Here is a 16,420-nt window from a genome sequence, read left to right on the forward strand (position 1 = left end):
GGGGGGGGGCGCCCCTTGGCCCAGTTGGCCGGGGCGCCCGCGGGCCCGGGGGGGCGGGGGGGGGCCCCCGGGCGGGGCGCCCCCCCCCGGGCGGGGGGGGGCCCCCCCCGTCAGTGCGGTGCGCGCTGCTTACTGCTCGAACGTGGCGTGGAGTTCGATGTCGACGCCGGTGAGGGCCTTGCTGACCGGGCAGGTCGCCTTGGCCTCGTCGGCGGCCTTCAGGAAGGTCGCCTCGTCGATGCCGGTGACCTCGCCGTGCACGGTGAGGACGATGCCGGTGAGCTTGAAGCCGACCGTGTCCGGGCCGAGCGAGACGTCGGCCTTGACGTCGAGGGACTCGACGGTGCCGCCGGCCTCGCCGAGGACGGCGGAGAACTGCATGGCGTAGCAGGCCGAGTGCGCTGCGGCGATGAGCTCTTCGGGGCTGGTGGTGCCGCCGGCCTCGTCAGCGGCGCGCTTCGGGAAGGACACGTCGTAGGTGCCGACCTTCGAGCTGGAGAGTTCGACCTGGCCGGAACCGTCGTTGAGGCCGCCGTTCCAGGCGGTGCGTGCGGTGCGCGTGGGCATGGCCGCTCCTTTCGTTCGGGGTGTGGGCCGGGTGCGACCCTCGGTGCCGAGTCAATCGGAGAACGCTCGTTCTCGCAACCGGTTCCCGGGGAAGACGCAGGCTGACGGCTCCCGGGGTTCAGGTGGTGCGCAAGGCGGATTGTCGCGCGCCCTCCGGTCCGACGGCGATTTCGGCAACAGGTGTAGTTTTGGGCCATGCGTGCAGTCGTCTTCGAGCAGTACCAGACCTCCCCGTCCCTGACCGACGTCGAGAAGCCCGCGCCGGGTCCGGGCGAGGTCCTCCTCAAGGTCGCCGGCGCCGGTGCCTGCCACTCCGACGTCGCCGTCTACCGTGAGTTCCAGGAGGGCCAGCCCGGCGCCCAGCGGCCCGCGTTCGTCCTCGGCCACGAGAACTCCGGCTGGGTCGAGTCCGTCGGCGAGGGCGTCACCGGTTTCACCGTGGGCGATGCCTACTTGGTCTACGGTCCGGTCGGCTGCGGGCACTGCCGGTACTGCTCGAAGGGGCAGGACACCTACTGCGAGAACGCGGCCACCAACCCGTACGCCGGCATCGGCCTGGGCCGCGACGGCGGGATGGCCGAGTACGTCGTCGTGCCGGCACGCAACCTCGTCCCGCTCGGAGACGCCGACCCGATCGCGGCAGCACCCCTCAGTGACGCCGCCCTGACGCCGTACCACGCGATCAAGAACGCCCTGCCGAACCTGGCCGGCGGCGGCAAGTACGCGCTCGTCGTCGGACTCGGTGGCCTCGGGCAGATCGCCGTCCAGATCCTCACCGCCCTCACCGGAGCGACCGTCATCGCGACGGACACCAAGGAGGACGCGATGGCCCGCGCCGCCGAGCGTGGCGCGATCACCGTCCCGAGCGGACCCGACCAGGTCGCCCGGATCCGCGAGATCACGGGCGGTGCCGGCGTCGACGCCGCGTTCGACTTCGTCGGTGTCACCCCGACCATCCAGACCGCGCAGGCGTCGATGGCCGTCGGCGGCCGGTTCACCGTCGTCGGGATCGCTGGCGGCACCACCGAGTGGAACTTCTTCTCGACGCCGTACGAGTCCACCATCACGAACACCTACTGGGGCACGATCGAGGACCTGCACGACGTCGTCGCGATGTACCGCGCGGGTCAGATCGTGCCGGACATCGAGCGGTTCGCCCTGGCCGATGCGCTCGAGGCCTACCGGAAGCTCGAGGCCGGCGAGCTCAGTGGCCGCGCGGTGGTCGTGCCGACGCTCTAGCGTGCGCCGGTCGTCGGGGGCCCTAGGGTCGGGTCCGATGACCGACACCGCAGTCCTCTCCGCACTCGAGACCTGGTCCCCGGCACAGCTGCGGGACTGGAACCCGTCCTGGCGACAGGACCTGGCGGCGTCGGCGGCCCCTGCGCTCGCCCTGGTCGGTGACGCCTCGTGGGGTGTAGCCGTCCGCGATGCCGTGCAGCTCCCCGTCGCCGATCCACTGTTGTGGGCCAACCGACGCCTCGACCTGTCGTCCGGGCACTGGGCGATCACGGGCATCCGGTTCCGCGGACGGGACGTCGCGAAGCCCTTCGTCGACGTCATCGCCACGGACGTGACCCCGGACGCCGCCGGCATCGCCGAACTCGCCGAGGTGCTCACCGCCCACCGGGAGTTCGCCCCGCTGTGCCTCCGTGTGCACCTGCCCGGCGACCAGCGGTCGGCGCCGGCGTCGGACGGGTTCACCGCCGTGCCGGACCTGCTCGTGGTGGCGGCCCCGGTCGCGCGGGTGGCCGCCGGCGCCGCGAGCACCGGTGTGGACGTCGAACTCGTCCGGGCCGAGCCGGCCGGCGCCGCGGTCCGAGTCGCCGACGCTTACGACGGGCTACGGCGCTCGGAGCCGGACCTGGACCAGTGGGCGACCGCCGCCGACCAGGACTCGCTCGCCGACGCGGACGAGGAAGGGCTGCTGTTCGACGTGGTGATCGCCGGACGCACCGCCGGGGTCGTCACTGCGGCGCGGGACGACGTGGACGGCTTCACCGGGTTCACGGTCGAGGAGATCGTCCTGGACGCCGAGCACCGCGGGCACGGGTACGGGCCGCTCGTCCTGCGCCAGCTCGCTCGTGCGCTGCCGGCCGGCCCCTCGGACGTGCTCTGCGGGCACATCCACCCCGGCAACACCCGGTCGCTCCGGAACGCCCTGGCGAGTGGTCGCGAGGTGGTGTCGTCGCTGGTGTGGGTCACGCCGACGGGCTCCCCGGGCATGCCGACGGACTGAGAGGACGGTCTCGATGCCTGAAGTGATGCGCGTCTCCGAGGTCGTCGCCCTGCTCATGCCGATGTTCCGCGAGATGCTGCACGACGACGAACTGGCGTCGTTGCGGCTCGAGGTCGTGCCCCGGGATCACCCCGACGAGCCCCCACTCGAGCCGGACGACCTGGTCGAGTCCAACTGTGCGGCCATGCGCTGGTGGATCCTCGGGGAGCGGGGGTGGTCCGGCGGCTTCGACGTGCGCGAGGGTCCGGTGGCGATGGTCCGCGCTGTGCAGAGCGACCTGCAGGACTTCATCGCGGAGAGCGGCTTCGGGTGGGGTGAACTCCGCGGCCCGACGGATCTGCCCTGACCTCGACGGCGATGTCGACCGAGTAGGCCTGCCTCCGCCGACCAATGCATCAACTTATGAGCAGCATTTGTGTCCATTTCTGAATACAATCGTTGCATGGCAGGTGCGGTGACGGGGCGACTCGCGGAAGTCGCAACACAGCGGTGGGGACTGTTGACCACAGCGCAGGCAGCGGCCGTCGATGTCGGTCGCAACGCGCTGACGCGGCTGACGTCGACGGGCGTCCTGGTGCGGGTCGCGCAGGGTGTGTACCGGATGGCGGGCGCGCCCGAACTCGAGCACGAGGCGATCTATGCCACGTGGCTCGCACTCGGGGGCGCGACCCGGCCGGCTACCGGTGCGGACGTGCCGGCGGTCGTCGCGGCGGGGGTGACGGCCACGGTCCTGCACGGCATCGGTGACTTCTCCCTGGAGCAGTCGGACTTCATCGTGCCGACTCGACGTGCCACACGGCTGCCAGCCCGGCTGCGTGTCCGGGCGCTGACATCGGCCGAGGTGACCTTCGCAGAGAGCGTGCCGACACTCACTGTCGAGCGAACGATCGCGGACCTCGTCGGGCTCTCGACCGATCGGTCACTGGTGGTCGACACCCTCGCGTCGGCGCACGAGCAGGGCAAGTTCGGTCGTCCACGGCAACTCGCGCAGTACCTCGATCCCCTTGCTCGGGGCTCCGGGTTCCGTGACGGGAGCGAGTTCGCCGCCGACCTGCTCGCTCGCGCGTCGATCGACCGTCCGATCACCGATGCCTGACGCCGCGTACGTCAGCTGGACCGCGATCGCCCAGGCGATCAAGGCCGCCGCAACACGAGCCCGAGCGGAGGGCATCACGAGCCAGGACGTCGCGGCACAGATCGCCCAGGCACGGCAGGACCGGTTCCTGGCGCGGGTCTTCGCCGATGGCGAGTCGTCGGATTGGCTGCTCAAGGGCGGAGGCGCGATGCTGGCCCGGGTGCCGCACACCCGAGCGACGAAGGACGTCGATCTGGCCGCGCGGATCGGGCACCTCGACGAGGCGCAAACAGCCCTCGAACGTGCCGTCGGACGGCAACTCGACGACCATCTCCGCTTCGATCTCATCGGCGTCCGTCACACCGGCCGTGGTGAGAACCAGCCTGGCGTGCAGACCCGCAGGCTGCTGTTCTCGTGCCTCGACGCACAGACTGGTCGGAAGGTCGGTGAGGTCCCGGCTGACGTCGTCGTCGGGCCAGCGCCGGTCGGCACGGTCGAGACGGTGACACCGATCAACCGACTCGCGCTGCCACGCAGCCTCCCGGCGCCGCAGTACCGGCTGTTCCCCGTCGCCGACCAGGTCGCGGAGAAGGTGTGCGCCACACTGCAGCGCTACGACGGCCGCCCGAGCAGTCGGGTGAAGGACCTGGTCGACCTGGTCACCATCGGCCGCACGCAGCAGATCAGCATGTACGAACTACGCGCCGCGATCGAGCACAAGCGCTGGCACACGGATCTCGGACCGATCGCGGTGTTCAGCGTCCCGGACGGTTGGGATCGGCAGTACCGCACGCTCGCAGCCGCAACGCCGTCCGCCGGCGGCATCACGGACGTCCGTGATGCCGAACGGTTCGTGCGATCCCTCATCGAACCGGCCCTCGACGGTGACGATGGAATGACCTGGGTTCCGGGACGGGGCTGGCTCGCGGCAGATCAGGTCCCACCCGCAGAGGACACGGTCCTGCCAGGACCTTGACGGCCACCCGCAGCGGGACGAGTCTTGCGCGCATGAGCCTCTTCATCAGCTGTCCGGTCGCGAGCGTCGAGCGTGCGACCGCGTTCTACACGGCGCTCGGGTGGACGCAGAACGCCGAGATGTCCGGTGACGCCGTGTCCTGCTTCGCGATCGCCCCCGAGCAGTACGTCATGATCGCCAGTCGGGAGATGTACGCCAGCGTCGGCGGTACCGAGGACCTGATCGGCGGCCCGGACACCCCCTCGAAGACGACGGTGTCGTTCGACCTGCCCAGCCAGGAGGCCGTGGACGAGCTCGTCGAACGCGCGGCCGCTGCGGGCGGCAGGATCGGCGACACCGACGACTACCCGTTCATGTACCAGCGCCAGTTCGACGACCCGGACGGGTACCACTGGTCGCCGTTCTGGATGAAGCCCGTCGCCGCCACCGCCTGACGGCCCGCGCCTCCGGTCGTCAGCCGGCGCGCTCGACGCAGGCGGACGGCGCCCTGGTGCAGGAGGTCGACGGCACGGTCACTGCGCGCGGTCCGGGGTCCGTGCCGCGTACCCGATGCGGCTCTGCTGGACGTGCGCTGCCATGCGCGCGACCGCCGTCTCGACGTCCCCGGCGTCGATCGCGGACAGGATCTGCCGGTGCTCGGGCCAGAGCCGCTTGCCGCGCGAGAAGGTGTCCATCGCGTACAGCCACTCGATCTTCCGCGAGAGCTGGCGCAGCAGCGTGGCGAGCGTGGTGCTGCCGGAGAGCTCGGCGACCAGGAAGTGGAAGCGGTCGTTGAGGTCGACGAGCTGCCCCAGGTCGTCGCGCTCCACCGCTCGGTCCCCGGTGTCGAGGACCACGCCGAGCTCCCGGCGCACCCGCCACCAGTCCGCCGGTGGGGTGTCGCCGTCGAACAGTGTCCTGGCGCGGGTCGCGGCACGCCTGGCGGTGGCGACCTCGAGCGACTCGCGCACCGCGAACAGGTCGTCGGCCTCGTCGACGGGGATCGCGGCGATGCGCGAGCCGACGTTCGGCTGCGACACGACGAAGCCCTCGCCCTCGAGCCCGCGGAGCGCCTCGCGCACGGGCACCCGGGAGACGCCGTAACGCTCCGCCAGGAACGCCTCGGTCACCCGGGTGCCGGGCAGCAGGTCCCCCGCGACGATGTCGCGGCGGATCGCGTCGAGGACACCGGCACCGTTCAGCACGGGGCCAAGCGTCCCACAACCGGCCGGGACGCTCGTCACACCGCGCTCTCCGCGAGCGCCCGACCCGGGATCGCGTCGAGCAGGTCCTTCGTGTACTGCTCCTGCGGGTCGTTGAACACCCGGGCGACCGAGCCCCGCTCGACGACCGCACCGCGCCGCATCACCACGACGTCGTCCGCGATCCGCCGGACCACCCCGAGGTCGTGCGTGATGAACAGGTAGCTCAGCCCGAGTCGGTCCTGCAGGTCGTCGAGCAGGGCGAGGATCTGCTCCTGCACGAGCACGTCGAGCGCGGAGACCGCCTCGTCGAGGATGAGCAGGTCCGGCTCGAGCGCGAGCGCCCGGGCGATCGCGACACGCTGCCGCTGGCCGCCGGAGAGTTCGTTCGGCCGCAGCTGGGCGACGGCCCGGGGCAGGGCGACCTGGTCGAGCAGGGTCGCCACCCGCTCGGTGCGCGCGGCCCGGTCGCCGATGCCGAACACGCGGAGCGGTTCGTCGATCACCCGCTCGATGGTGGACGTCGGGTCGAGCGACCCGTACGGGTCCTGGAACACCGGCTGCACCCGTCGCCGGACGCCCCGTCGTTCCGCCCCGCGCGCGCTGCCGATCGAGAGCCCGTCGACCAGGGCGCTGCCGGACGTCGGCGCCTCGAGCCCGAGCACGATGCGCGCGACGGTCGTCTTCCCCGAGCCGGACTCCCCGACGACGGCGGTGGTGGTCCCGCGGCGGACCGCGAACGACACCCCGTCCGCCGCCCGCAGCGTCCCCGCGCCACGACCACGGATCCGGTACTCCTTCACCAGGTCCGACACGACGAGGATCGGCTCACCGGTGACGATCGGCTCGGGCGGCAGCCCGGACAGTGCCGGGGCGGCCGCGATGAGCCGCTTCGTGTACTCGTGCTGCGGGTTCCGCAGGATGTCGCCGGGCGCGCCCTGCTCGACGACCTCGCCGTCGAGCATGACGACCACCCGGTCGGTCCGGTCGGCCGCGACACCGAGGTCGTGCGTGACGAACAGCAGCGTCGTGCCGTGCTGGTCGACGAGCGTCTGCAGGTGGTCGAGGATCTGCCGCTGCACGGTCACGTCGAGTGCGCTCGTCGGCTCGTCCGCGATGAGCAGCTCCGGCTGCCGGGCCAGCGCGATCGCGATGAGGATGCGCTGCCGCATGCCGCCGGAGAACTCGTGGGGGAACTGGTCCGCGCGCTGGCTCGCCTCCGGGATGCCGGCCTCGGTCATCAGGGCGACCACCCGCTGGCGGATCGTGGCGCGCCCGCGCATCCCGCCGGCGCGCAGCGTGTCCGCGATCTGCGCCCCGACGCGCATCGACGGGTTCAGGTTCGTCGACGGGTCCTGCGGGACGAGCCCGATCCGGCCGCCGCGGACGCGCCGCATCGCGGACTCGTCGGCCCCGGTCACGTCGAGGTCGCCGAGCCGGATCGACCCACCCGTGACGTGTCCGGCTCCCGGCAGCAGCCGCAGCACCGCCGCGATGAGCGTCGACTTGCCCGAGCCGGACTGGCCGACGATCGCGACGCGCTCGCCGCGGCGGACGTCGAGGTCGACGCCGTGCAGCACCTCGGTACTGCCGAACGCGACCCGCAGGTCACGCACGGAGAGCAGGGGCTCGCCAGGGTCGGACGGGAGGCTCGGCTCGCGTCCGGTGGTCGTCGTCCGGTCGGTCATCGGTGAGTCAGCGTCCTGTGGCATGTCCCTGGGCTCCTCTCGGGTTGGCGGCGGCGCCGAGGACGCCGGTGGCGGGGTCCCGCGTCACGCAGGACAGACGGCCGAGCGACCAGTCGCCGGCGCGGGTGACGACGTGGCCGAGGGCCTCGAGGCCGGTGATGACGTCGTCACCGAGGCGGTCCTCGACCACCAGGCCACCGGGCGTCCAGGTCCGGGGCCAGAACGAGCCCGGGAAGGACGTGGTGTGCAGCGCGGGAGCGTCGATGGCCTGCTGCGGGCTGTACCCGCCGACGATCGTCCGGAGCAGGAACAGCAGCTGCCACTGGTCTTGCTGGTCGCCGCCGGGGGAACCGAGCGCCATGGCGGGTGCGCCGTCGCGGAGCACCAGGGTCGGCGTGAGTGTCGTCCGCGGGCGCTGGCCGGGGCGCAGCGTCGACGCGGTGCCGTCCTCGAGCCAGACCATCTGCAGGCGGGTGCCGAGGCAGAACCCGAGCTCCGGGATCGTCGGCGAGGACTGCAGCCAACCACCAGAGGGGGTGGCGCTGACGATGTTGCCCCAGCGGTCGACGACGTCGATGTGGACCGTGTCGCCCCGGGTCTCGCCGGTCGCCATCACGATCGGCTCGCCGCGGTCCTCGGTCAGGGCGTCGTCCTCGGCGGGGGCCGCGACCGCGTTCCCACGGGCACCGGGCACGGTCGGTTCGCCGACACCGGCGACGGGTTCACCCCTCGGCGTGTACGTCTCGCGGAGTGGCGGGAGCGCCCCGGCGGCGACGGACACCGACCCCGGACGGAGCTCGTGCGAGGCGCGCTCGCCGATGAGGGTGCGGCGCTCGTCCGAGTACGCGTCGGAGAGCAGCTCGGCCATCGGGACGTCGCCGTCGCCGTAGTACGCCTCGCGGTCGGCGAGGGCGAGCTTCTGCGCCTCGACGATCGTGTGCGCACCGGCGACGGTGGACGGGTCGAGCAGGGCGTCGTCGAGCGGGTCGAGCAGTCGCAGCGTCTGGAGCAGCGCCGGCCCCTGGCCCCACGGCCCGGTCTTCGCGATCGTGCAGCCGCGGAACTCGGCCGTCGTCGCCGGTTCGTACGAGGCCCGGAACGCGGCGAGGTCCTCGGCCCGGATGACCCCGGCATGGTCGGTGCCCGAGGCGTGGCGGTGTGGGGCCCGCACGAAGCGGTCGATCGCCTCGGCCACGAACCCGGTCGCCCAGGCGTCCCGGGCGGCGTCGATGCGGCGGACGCGGCCGTCGGCGGCCGCCCCGTCGTGCACGGAGCCGGCGTCGACGAGCCGCTCGAGCACGGAAGCCCACGTCTCGTTCCTGATGACGTCCCCGGCGACCGGCACCGTCCCCACGGGCTCGGCCGCCACGTCGCTCCGCAAGCTCCGCGACGCGTCGGAACCGGCCCGCGTGGGCCCACCTCCCGTCAGCCACAGAGCGGCGGAGGACGGCCAGTGGTCGCGGAACAGGCTCTCCACCGTCGCGATCGTCGCGGCCACGCGCGGCGCGATCGGGTGCCCGTCACGGGCGTAGCCGACGGCCGGCGCGAGGACGTCGGCGAGCTCCCACGTGCCGTGGTCGCGGAGCAGCAGGAGCCAGGCGTCGACGGCGCCCGGGACGGCCGCGGCGAGTGCCCCGGCGCCGGGGACCAGGTCGAGGCCCTCGGCGCGGAAGTGCTCCGGCGTCGCGCCGGCCGGAGCCGGGCCCTGCCCCATGAGGACCCGGGGCGTCGGGTCGTCCGCGGTGGCGAAGATCCCGGTCATGTCGCCACCGGGGCCGTTCAGGTGCGGTTCCACGACGTGCAGGACGAACGCGCCGGCGACGGCGGCGTCGAAGGCGTTGCCGCCGCGCTCCAGGACGGACTGCGCGGTGGCGGTCGCGATCCAGTGCGTGGACGCGGCCATGCCGAACGTGCCCAGCAGGTCCGGCCTGGTGGTCTCGATGCTCGGTTCGACGAAGGCGGGGTTGGTGCTCACGGTGTCACTTCCGGTCGGAGGCGGTGGGGTCGAGGGCGTCGCGCAGGGCGTCCCCGAACAGGTTGAAGCCGAGGCAGATGACGGCGATGGCGATGCCGGGGACGACCGCGGCCCACGGCGCCTGGCCGAGGTACTGCTGCGCGTCGGAGAGCATGATGCCGAGGCTCGGTGTGGGCGGCTGGATGCCGAGCCCGAGGAAGGACAGCAGCGCCTCGCCGATCACGGCGACCGGCATGATCACCGTCGCCTGCACGATGATCGCCGACACGCAGTTCGGCAGCACGTGCTGGGCGATGATGCGCGCGCCACCGGCGTCGAGGGTCTTCGCGCTCGTGACGAAGTCGGCGCTCGTGATGCGGAGCGTCTCACCGCGGACGATGCGGATCATCGCCGGGACGTGCGAGACGCCGATCGCGATGACCGCGTTCGACAGGCTCGGGCCGCTGATGGCGGCGAGGCCGACCGCGATGATGAGGAACGGGAACGCGAGGGCCACGTCGGTCAGCCGGGAGATGACCGCGTCGAGCCACTTCCAGTACCCGGCGAGCAGGCCGAGCGGCGTGCCGACGACGACGGACACCAGGACGGACAGCGCGCCGACGATCAGCGAGACCTGCACGCCGTAGAGCGTGCGGGACAGGATGTCGCGCCCCAGGTCGTCGGTGCCCAGGCCGAACCCGACCGTGAACGGCACCTGGAACGGCAGGTCGAAGTGCGTCTCGGTGGGGTCGTGCGGGGCGACGAGCGGTGCGGTGAGCGCCGCGAGGACGACGACCGCGAGCATGATGCCCCCGGTCATGCCGAGGCGGTTCGATCGGACCTGCCGCCAGACACGGCCGCGGCTGGAGCCGAGGTCGAACGCGGCGGCTTCGGTCGGGGTGAGCGTGGTCACTTGGTCCCTCCCACGCGGATCTTCGGGTTGATGACGGAGTAGAGCACGTCGACGGCGAAGTTGATGAGCACGTAGCCGAGCGTGATGACGAGGACGACGGCCTGGATCACCGGGTAGTCCCGGGTGAACACCGAGTCGAGTGTGAGCTTGCCGAACCCGGGCAGGGCGAAGATGCGCTCGGTGACGACGGCGCCCGAGATGAGCCCGCCGAGCTGCAGCCCGACGATGGTGACGACCACGATCATCGAGTTCCGCAGGCCGTACCGGAACAGCACCCGGCCGCGGGAGAGCCCCTTGGCCCGGGCGGTCCGGACGAAGTCGGTCTTCATCGTCTCGATCATCGAAGCCCGGGTCTGCCGCATGATCACGGCTGCCAGGGACGTGCCGAGGATCACGGCCGGGAGCGTCAGGTGGTACAGCGCGCTCAGCGGGTTCGTCGTCATCGGGACGTAGCCCGAGGCGGGGAACCACCCGAGGCCGGCCGCGAGCCACACGATCGCCAGGATCCCGAGCCAGAAGTTCGGTACCGACAGCCCGACGAGCGCCGCGGCGTTCGCCATCCACTCGGGCCAGCGGCCGCGGTACCGCTCGGCCAGGGTGCCGAGGGCGACGCCGACCAGCACCGCGACGACGATCGCGTACAGCGCCAGCCACAGCGTGACCGGGAGCGTCGCGCCGAGGAGCTCGGTGACGGGGGTGCCGGTGCGGGTCGAGCGGCCGAGGTCGCCCTGCAGCGCGTTCACGACGAACCGCCAGTACTGCACGACGATCGAGTCATCGAGGCCGAGCGAGGCCCGGACCGCGGCGAGGCGGGCGGGGCTCGCTTCCTCGCCGGCGAGTGCGAGCGCCGGGTCGCCCGGCAGCTGCCGGACGCCGACGAACACCACGATGGACGCGAGCACGAGGGTGAGCGCCGCCTGCCACAGGCGGGTCGTCACGTAGCGGATCACTTGTCGGTCCCCTCCACGAACGCGGCCTGACTGAGCCGGACCACGCCGTCCGCGTACGTCGAGACGCCCGCGACGTCGTTCCGGAGACCGGTGATGCTCCGGGTCCGGTAGAGGTAGATGATCGGGTCGTCGCGCTGCACCAGCTCGGTCATCTGCCCGTACAGGTCGGCGCGCTCCTGCTCGTCGGTCGCCTGCGCGGCGCGGTCGATCAGGTCGTCGACCTCGGGGTTGCTGTACCCGGCGTAGTTGTTGCCGCCGCCGGTCGCCAGGAACCCGCCGATGTTGCCGTGCGGGTCCACGCGGCCCGACCAACCGAGCTGCAGCGCCTGGAAGTCGCCACGGGTCTGGTCGTCGAGCAGCGTCGTGTACTCCACCGGGGTGATCGTGATCGCGAAGCCACCGGCACGGGCCTGCGCCTGCAGGGCCTGGGCGAACCGGACCGTGTCGGGGGTGTTCGTCACCTCCATGTCGATCGGGAACGGCTGCTGCACGCCGGCCTTCCGCAGGATCTCCTTCGCGGCGTCCGGGTCGTACGCGGGGCACGCCTTGCTGGCGTCGCTCGCGAAGATGCTCGTGTCCGGCACCGGGGAGCACGCGACGTCCGCCCAGCCGTGGAACACGCTCTGCACGAGCTCGGCGCGGTTGATCGACATCGACAGCGCTCGCCGCACGTCCGCACGCTTCGCCAGCGGGGTGTCGATCTGCCGCGGGTCCGTGCCGACGCCGTCCTGGTTGCCGATGTTCACCGTGATGCCCTGGTACCCGAGCGACCCGGTGCGCAGGACGGTCAGGTCCTTCCGCTTCCGCAGGTCGTCGACGTCCTGGGTGGAGATCGTGTCCGCCACCTGCACGTCCCCGGACTTCAGGTTCGCCGCGCGGATGCTGGCGTCGGTGATGATCCGGTAGGTGATCGTGTCGAAGTGGGCGCTCGCCGTGTCGTAGTACTCCGGGTCGCGCTCGACCTGGATCGAGGTCTGCGGCACCCGCTTGACGAACTTGTACGGGCCGACGCACACCGGGGCGTCCCCGAACCCGTCGCCTTCCTCCTGGAGCGCGGTCGGTGACATCACCATGCCCGCACGGTCGGCGAGCGCCGCCGTGATCGGTGCGAACGGGGTGTCGTAGTGCAGCTGGACGGTGTGGTCGTCCACCGCGGTGACGTCCGACACCGGCCCCATCTCGCTCTTCCGGCTGGAGTCGGCCTTGGTGAGGTTCCGCTCGAGCGTCGTGACCACGGCCGCCGCGTCGAACGGGGTGCCGTCGGCGAACCGGACGCCGGTCTTGACGGGGAACGTGACCGTCTTCCCGTCGTCGGACACCGTCGGCAGCGCCGTCGCGAGCATCGGGACGATCGCGCCCTCGTCGTCGATGTCGTACAGCTTCTGGCACATCGTCTCCATGACGTACCGGGTGTACAGCGACGACGAGGTCGTGGGGTCGAGACGGTCCGGCTCCGCGGAGAGGGCCATCACGAGGTCGCCGCCCTCGCGGACCTGGCGGTCGCCGATCGGTGCGGTGGTGACGGTGCCGGCGGTCGTGCCGCCGGCCTTCGAGCGTTGGACGGGCACGCACGCGGTCAGGGCGAGCGTGGCGGCGATGACGACCGCGGGCAGGGCGAGGAGCGTGCGGCGGCGACGGGGACTGATCGGGGACATGGGGTTCCTGATGCGGTGTGTGGCGTGGCGTTCCTCGTGGGATCGCGCTCAGGAGCGGGGTTGATTGCATACAATCACGGATCAGGGCCCCCGTTTGTGCACAATCTGTTTCGATCGTGTAAAACCATCGCCCCCGCGACGGCCGCGACGGCCGCGACGGCCGCGTCGAACGCGTCGCCGACTGAGCACGCGTGTGCCCGTCGTGTCCCCGGAGCGCCGGGAGCACACGGACCCGCGTCGCGCAACGCCCCCGGACCGGGGGATAGCCCAGGCGCGCCCGGCCTGCGACCCTTGACCGTCGAGCTGTACAGGGACCGCTCGACACAGGACACGCACCGCGCTGGCGCTCGGCCGCCCGCGGTGGGCCTCACCACGAGCAGGGACGACCACCACATGATCAGGGCACGAGCACGCTTCGCCGCGGCCGTCACCGCCGTCGCGATCGCGGCCGCGGGACTCGTCGCGGTCGCCGCACCGGCACACGCAGCGACCACCTACACCGGCTCCGCACCGGCGGGCACCTGGCTGCGCGCCGGCGACCAGGTGACCTCCCCGAACGGGCAGTTCCGCCTGGTGATGCAGGGCGACGGCAACCTCGTCGAGTACGGCATCGGCAACGTGGTGCTCTGGGCGTCGAACACCCCGAACCAGTACGGAGCCGCCACGGTCGTCCAGAAGGAGGGGCCGCTGTCGATCATCAAGGACGGCAAGCTGGTGGCGCAGTGGGGCCCGAAGAGCTCCCCGACGAAGGCCCTGACCGTCAGCGGTGACGGCAGCCTGCGCCTGCTGGACACGGCCGGCAAGACCACGTGGAAGCTCGACACGTTCCAGAACCGGGTCCCCGCCGGCACGACGATCCTGCCCGGCACCGTCCTGCGATCCGGTTCCGGCCGGCAGCAGACGTTCACGATGCAGGCCGACGGCAACCTCGTGCAGTACGTCGGGACCGCTGCCGCGTGGTCGTCCAAGACCTTCCGGCACCCGGGCGCGACCGCTGCGGTGCAGGCCGACGGCAACCTGGTCGTCTACCCGAAGGGCGGCGGCAAGGCGCTCTGGGCTTCGAACACGTCCCGCAAGGGTGGCGGAGCGCTGCTGGTGCAGCTCGACGGCAACGTCGTCCTCTACGGCAAGGCGGACACCCGGTCCTGGTCGACGAAGAAGGTCACCGGACTGCAGTGGCCGGTCGCCGGCACCTCGATCACCGGGCGCTACGGCGACGACCGCGGCGCGGGACACGTGCCGCGCTACCACCAGGGCACGGACTCGCCGGTGAAGGTCGGCACGCCGGTCTACGCCTCCGGTGCCGGTCGCGTGACGACGGTGGTCCGCAACAACGCCAGCTACGGCAACTACGTCATCGTGACGTACGGCCTGACCACGGTGCTGACGGCGCACATGAGCTCGATCGCCGTGACCAAGGACCAGGTCGTCTCGCTGGGCACGCAGCTCGGCAAGTCCGGCAACACCGGGCAGTCGACCGGCCCGCACGTCCACGTCGAGACGCGCGTGAACGGGACGCTCAAGGACCCGCTGACGATCCTCGCGTTCCGCTGACGCCGGCCCGCCGAGCCCCGGCCGTAGGGTGGTGGGGATGTCACGCCCCACCGCCGAGGACGTCCTCGTCGCGTTCGCCCGGACGCCCGGGGACGTCGGTGCCGCACGCCGCGTCGCCCGCCGCTTCGCGGACCTGGACCCGGGGGAGCGGTCGGCACTGCTCTGGAGCGAGGACCCCGGTGGCCGGCTCGTCGCCGTCGTGCTGCTCCTGCAGGCGGCCCGCGAACGGCAGGCCGCACGCCGGACTCCGGACCCCGACCTGACCGACGAGTACCTCTCCGCACTCCGGGCCGAGCGGATCGACGACCCGGCGCTGGTCGACCTGGCCGCCGAGGACCTGGTCGGCGCCCCGCTGCTCGGCGGCTCGACCGGGCCGCTGTTCGCGCTCGCGAAGTCCGACGTGGCGCTCGTCCGTCGAGCCGCGGTGGTGGCGACCCTGGCGTTCGCGAAGCAGGGCGACGCCGAGGTCCCGCTCGCCGTCGTCGGTCGGCTGGTCCGGGAGCGCGGCGACCTCGTGCAGTCCGCCCTCGGCTGGGTGCTGCGCGAGACCGGCAAGCGGGCGTCCGAGGCCGAGCTGATCGGGTTCCTGGAACGCCAGGGCCGGTTCCTCAGTCGTGCGGCGCTGGAGACCGCGACCGAGCACCTGCCACCGGCGGAACGGGACCGATTGCGCGGCTGACCAGTCGTGGATCCCGGTCGCGCCGAACACAGCGCACCGGTCTCCGACAGGATGGTCGGAACACGACAGGAGCTCATCGGTGCACTCTCACGGCGGCATGCTCGGGACCTTCACCCTCATCGCCCTCACCGTGGCCGGCGCGGTGTACATCGTCGGCGCGGCCGGACAGCGGCGACGCGGTCACGCAGCCTGGCCCCTGGCCCGAACGGTCTCCTGGATCGCCGGACTGCTCGCCGTCGCCGCGGTCCTGGTCGGTCCGCTCGGCCACGCCGGAGGTCACGACCTCACCACGCACGTCCTCGGGCACGTCGTCATCGGCATGGTCGCCCCGGTGCTGCTGGTGCTCGGCTCGCCGGTGACGCTCGCCCGCCGCACGCTCGAGCCCGTCCCGCTGCAGCGCCTCGGTCGGCTGGCCGGCAACCCGCTCACCCGGGCGCTCGCGTTCCCGGTGGTCGCCGCCGTCCTCGCCGTCGGCGGCTCCTGGCTGCTCTACACCGGCACCACCGCGGCCGACTCGACCCGCGACCCGGCGCTGCACTCGGTCGTGATGATCGGGTTCCTGCTCGCCGGCCTGCTGCTGACCGCGGGTGTCGTCGGCGTCTCGGCCGGCATCCGCCGCACCCCGCGCTGGCTGCGCGTGGCCGTCGTCGTCCTGTCGACAGCGGTCCTCTGCGTCGAGGCCGCGCTGATGGGCGCCACCGGTGTGCCCGGCATCCCCACCGACCAGGTGCCGTCGGCCTCGGCCGCCCTGTGGATCGGCGCGGTCCTGTACGCGGTCGCACTCGGCGTCGTCATCGCCGGCGAACGAGCGCGCGACGAGCGGACCGCACGCGACGAGCGGGTGGCCGCAGACGTCCGGGAGGCCCGCCCCGCGCCCGCCGCACCCGTCGCCTCCGACGCGGCGAGCTGAGCGCACCCCGAGGCGTCTGCTCCGTCGACGCGTCCGCTCCTTCGGCGTGTCCGACGCGTTCGCTGCCTTCCCGCAGCGCTGA

General features: G+C 72.2%; 16 protein-coding genes. 9 read left to right on the forward strand and 7 right to left on the reverse strand.

The features are described from left to right. Positions 1-129: 129 nt before the first annotated feature. Entirely contained in the window at positions 130-567 is a 438-nt protein-coding gene (locus QCD68_RS04940) for an OsmC family protein (protein ID WP_301222237.1), read from the reverse strand. A 195-nt stretch (positions 568-762) separates the two neighbouring features. Between QCD68_RS04940 and QCD68_RS04945 the strand changes: the two genes are divergently transcribed. The 6 genes from QCD68_RS04945 to QCD68_RS04970 all read left to right on the forward strand — a co-directional run bounded on the left by QCD68_RS04945 (position 763) and on the right by QCD68_RS04970 (position 5,288). Next, positions 763-1,806: an NAD(P)-dependent alcohol dehydrogenase gene (locus QCD68_RS04945; protein ID WP_301222238.1), complete on the forward strand. Its 1,044-nt coding sequence runs from the start codon at positions 763-765 to the stop codon at positions 1,804-1,806. Between the two features lie 37 nt (positions 1,807-1,843). Continuing rightward, positions 1,844-2,803, forward strand: coding sequence for a hypothetical protein (locus tag QCD68_RS04950; RefSeq protein WP_301222239.1), 960 nt, complete (start codon positions 1,844-1,846; stop codon positions 2,801-2,803). A gap of 13 nt (positions 2,804-2,816) precedes the next feature. Beyond that, on the forward strand, positions 2,817-3,149 hold the full coding sequence (locus QCD68_RS04955; protein ID WP_301222240.1) for a hypothetical protein: 333 nt from the start codon (positions 2,817-2,819) through the stop codon (positions 3,147-3,149). Positions 3,150-3,245: 96 nt separating this feature from the next. Next, positions 3,246-3,899, forward strand: a complete 654-nt coding sequence (locus QCD68_RS04960) for a type IV toxin-antitoxin system AbiEi family antitoxin domain-containing protein (protein WP_301222241.1) — start codon at positions 3,246-3,248, stop codon at positions 3,897-3,899. Next, positions 3,892-4,854 carry a nucleotidyl transferase AbiEii/AbiGii toxin family protein gene (locus tag QCD68_RS04965; protein WP_301222242.1) on the forward strand — a complete coding sequence of 321 codons (963 nt, stop codon included), beginning with the start codon at positions 3,892-3,894 and terminating at the stop codon, positions 4,852-4,854. Before QCD68_RS04960 ends, QCD68_RS04965 begins: the two co-directional genes overlap by 8 nt. Positions 4,855-4,886: 32 nt before the next feature. Then, positions 4,887-5,288: a VOC family protein gene (locus QCD68_RS04970; protein ID WP_301222243.1), complete on the forward strand. Its 402-nt coding sequence runs from the start codon at positions 4,887-4,889 to the stop codon at positions 5,286-5,288. 78 nt (positions 5,289-5,366) lie between these two features. On the opposite strand, the gene QCD68_RS04975 is transcribed toward QCD68_RS04970, so the two are convergent. The 6 genes from QCD68_RS04975 to QCD68_RS05000 form a co-directional block, all read right to left on the reverse strand. Then, positions 5,367-6,038: a GntR family transcriptional regulator gene (locus tag QCD68_RS04975; protein ID WP_301222244.1), complete on the reverse strand. Its 672-nt coding sequence runs from the start codon at positions 6,036-6,038 to the stop codon at positions 5,367-5,369. Between the two features lie 35 nt (positions 6,039-6,073). Then, positions 6,074-7,747 carry a dipeptide ABC transporter ATP-binding protein gene (locus QCD68_RS04980; RefSeq protein WP_441005170.1) on the reverse strand — a complete coding sequence of 558 codons (1,674 nt, stop codon included), beginning with the start codon at positions 7,745-7,747 and terminating at the stop codon, positions 6,074-6,076. Beyond that, positions 7,731-9,626, reverse strand: a complete 1,896-nt coding sequence (locus QCD68_RS04985) for a gamma-glutamyltransferase family protein (RefSeq protein ID WP_301222290.1) — start codon at positions 9,624-9,626, stop codon at positions 7,731-7,733. Before QCD68_RS04985 ends, QCD68_RS04980 begins: the two co-directional genes overlap by 17 nt. Before the next feature lie 76 nt (positions 9,627-9,702). Next, positions 9,703-10,590, reverse strand: coding sequence for an ABC transporter permease (locus QCD68_RS04990; protein WP_301222245.1), 888 nt, complete (start codon positions 10,588-10,590; stop codon positions 9,703-9,705). Further along, on the reverse strand, positions 10,587-11,540 hold the full coding sequence (locus QCD68_RS04995; protein ID WP_111075148.1) for an ABC transporter permease: 954 nt from the start codon (positions 11,538-11,540) through the stop codon (positions 10,587-10,589). Before QCD68_RS04995 ends, QCD68_RS04990 begins: the two co-directional genes overlap by 4 nt. Further along, the gene (locus QCD68_RS05000) at positions 11,537-13,195 is read right to left on the reverse strand and encodes an ABC transporter substrate-binding protein (RefSeq protein WP_301222246.1); all 1,659 of its coding nucleotides are present in this window, start codon (positions 13,193-13,195) and stop codon (positions 11,537-11,539) included. The genes QCD68_RS04995 and QCD68_RS05000 overlap by 4 nt, the downstream gene beginning before the upstream one ends. Positions 13,196-13,588: 393 nt before the next feature. Between QCD68_RS05000 and QCD68_RS05005 the strand changes: the two genes are divergently transcribed. The 3 genes from QCD68_RS05005 (at position 13,589) to QCD68_RS05015 (ending at position 16,338) form a co-directional block, all read left to right on the forward strand. After that, positions 13,589-14,749, forward strand: coding sequence for a peptidoglycan DD-metalloendopeptidase family protein (locus QCD68_RS05005; protein WP_301222247.1), 1,161 nt, complete (start codon positions 13,589-13,591; stop codon positions 14,747-14,749). A gap of 37 nt (positions 14,750-14,786) precedes the next feature. Continuing rightward, entirely contained in the window at positions 14,787-15,428 is a 642-nt protein-coding gene (locus QCD68_RS05010) for a DNA alkylation repair protein (RefSeq protein WP_221849828.1), read from the forward strand. A 79-nt stretch (positions 15,429-15,507) separates the two neighbouring features. Then, a complete protein-coding gene (locus tag QCD68_RS05015; RefSeq protein WP_301222248.1) occupies positions 15,508-16,338 on the forward strand; it encodes a cytochrome c oxidase assembly protein in 831 nt (276 codons plus the stop codon). Positions 16,339-16,420 lie beyond the last annotated feature (82 nt).

Source organism: Curtobacterium sp. PsM8 (assembly GCF_030433875.1).
In the GTDB taxonomy this organism is placed as follows: domain Bacteria; phylum Actinomycetota; class Actinomycetes; order Actinomycetales; family Microbacteriaceae; genus Curtobacterium.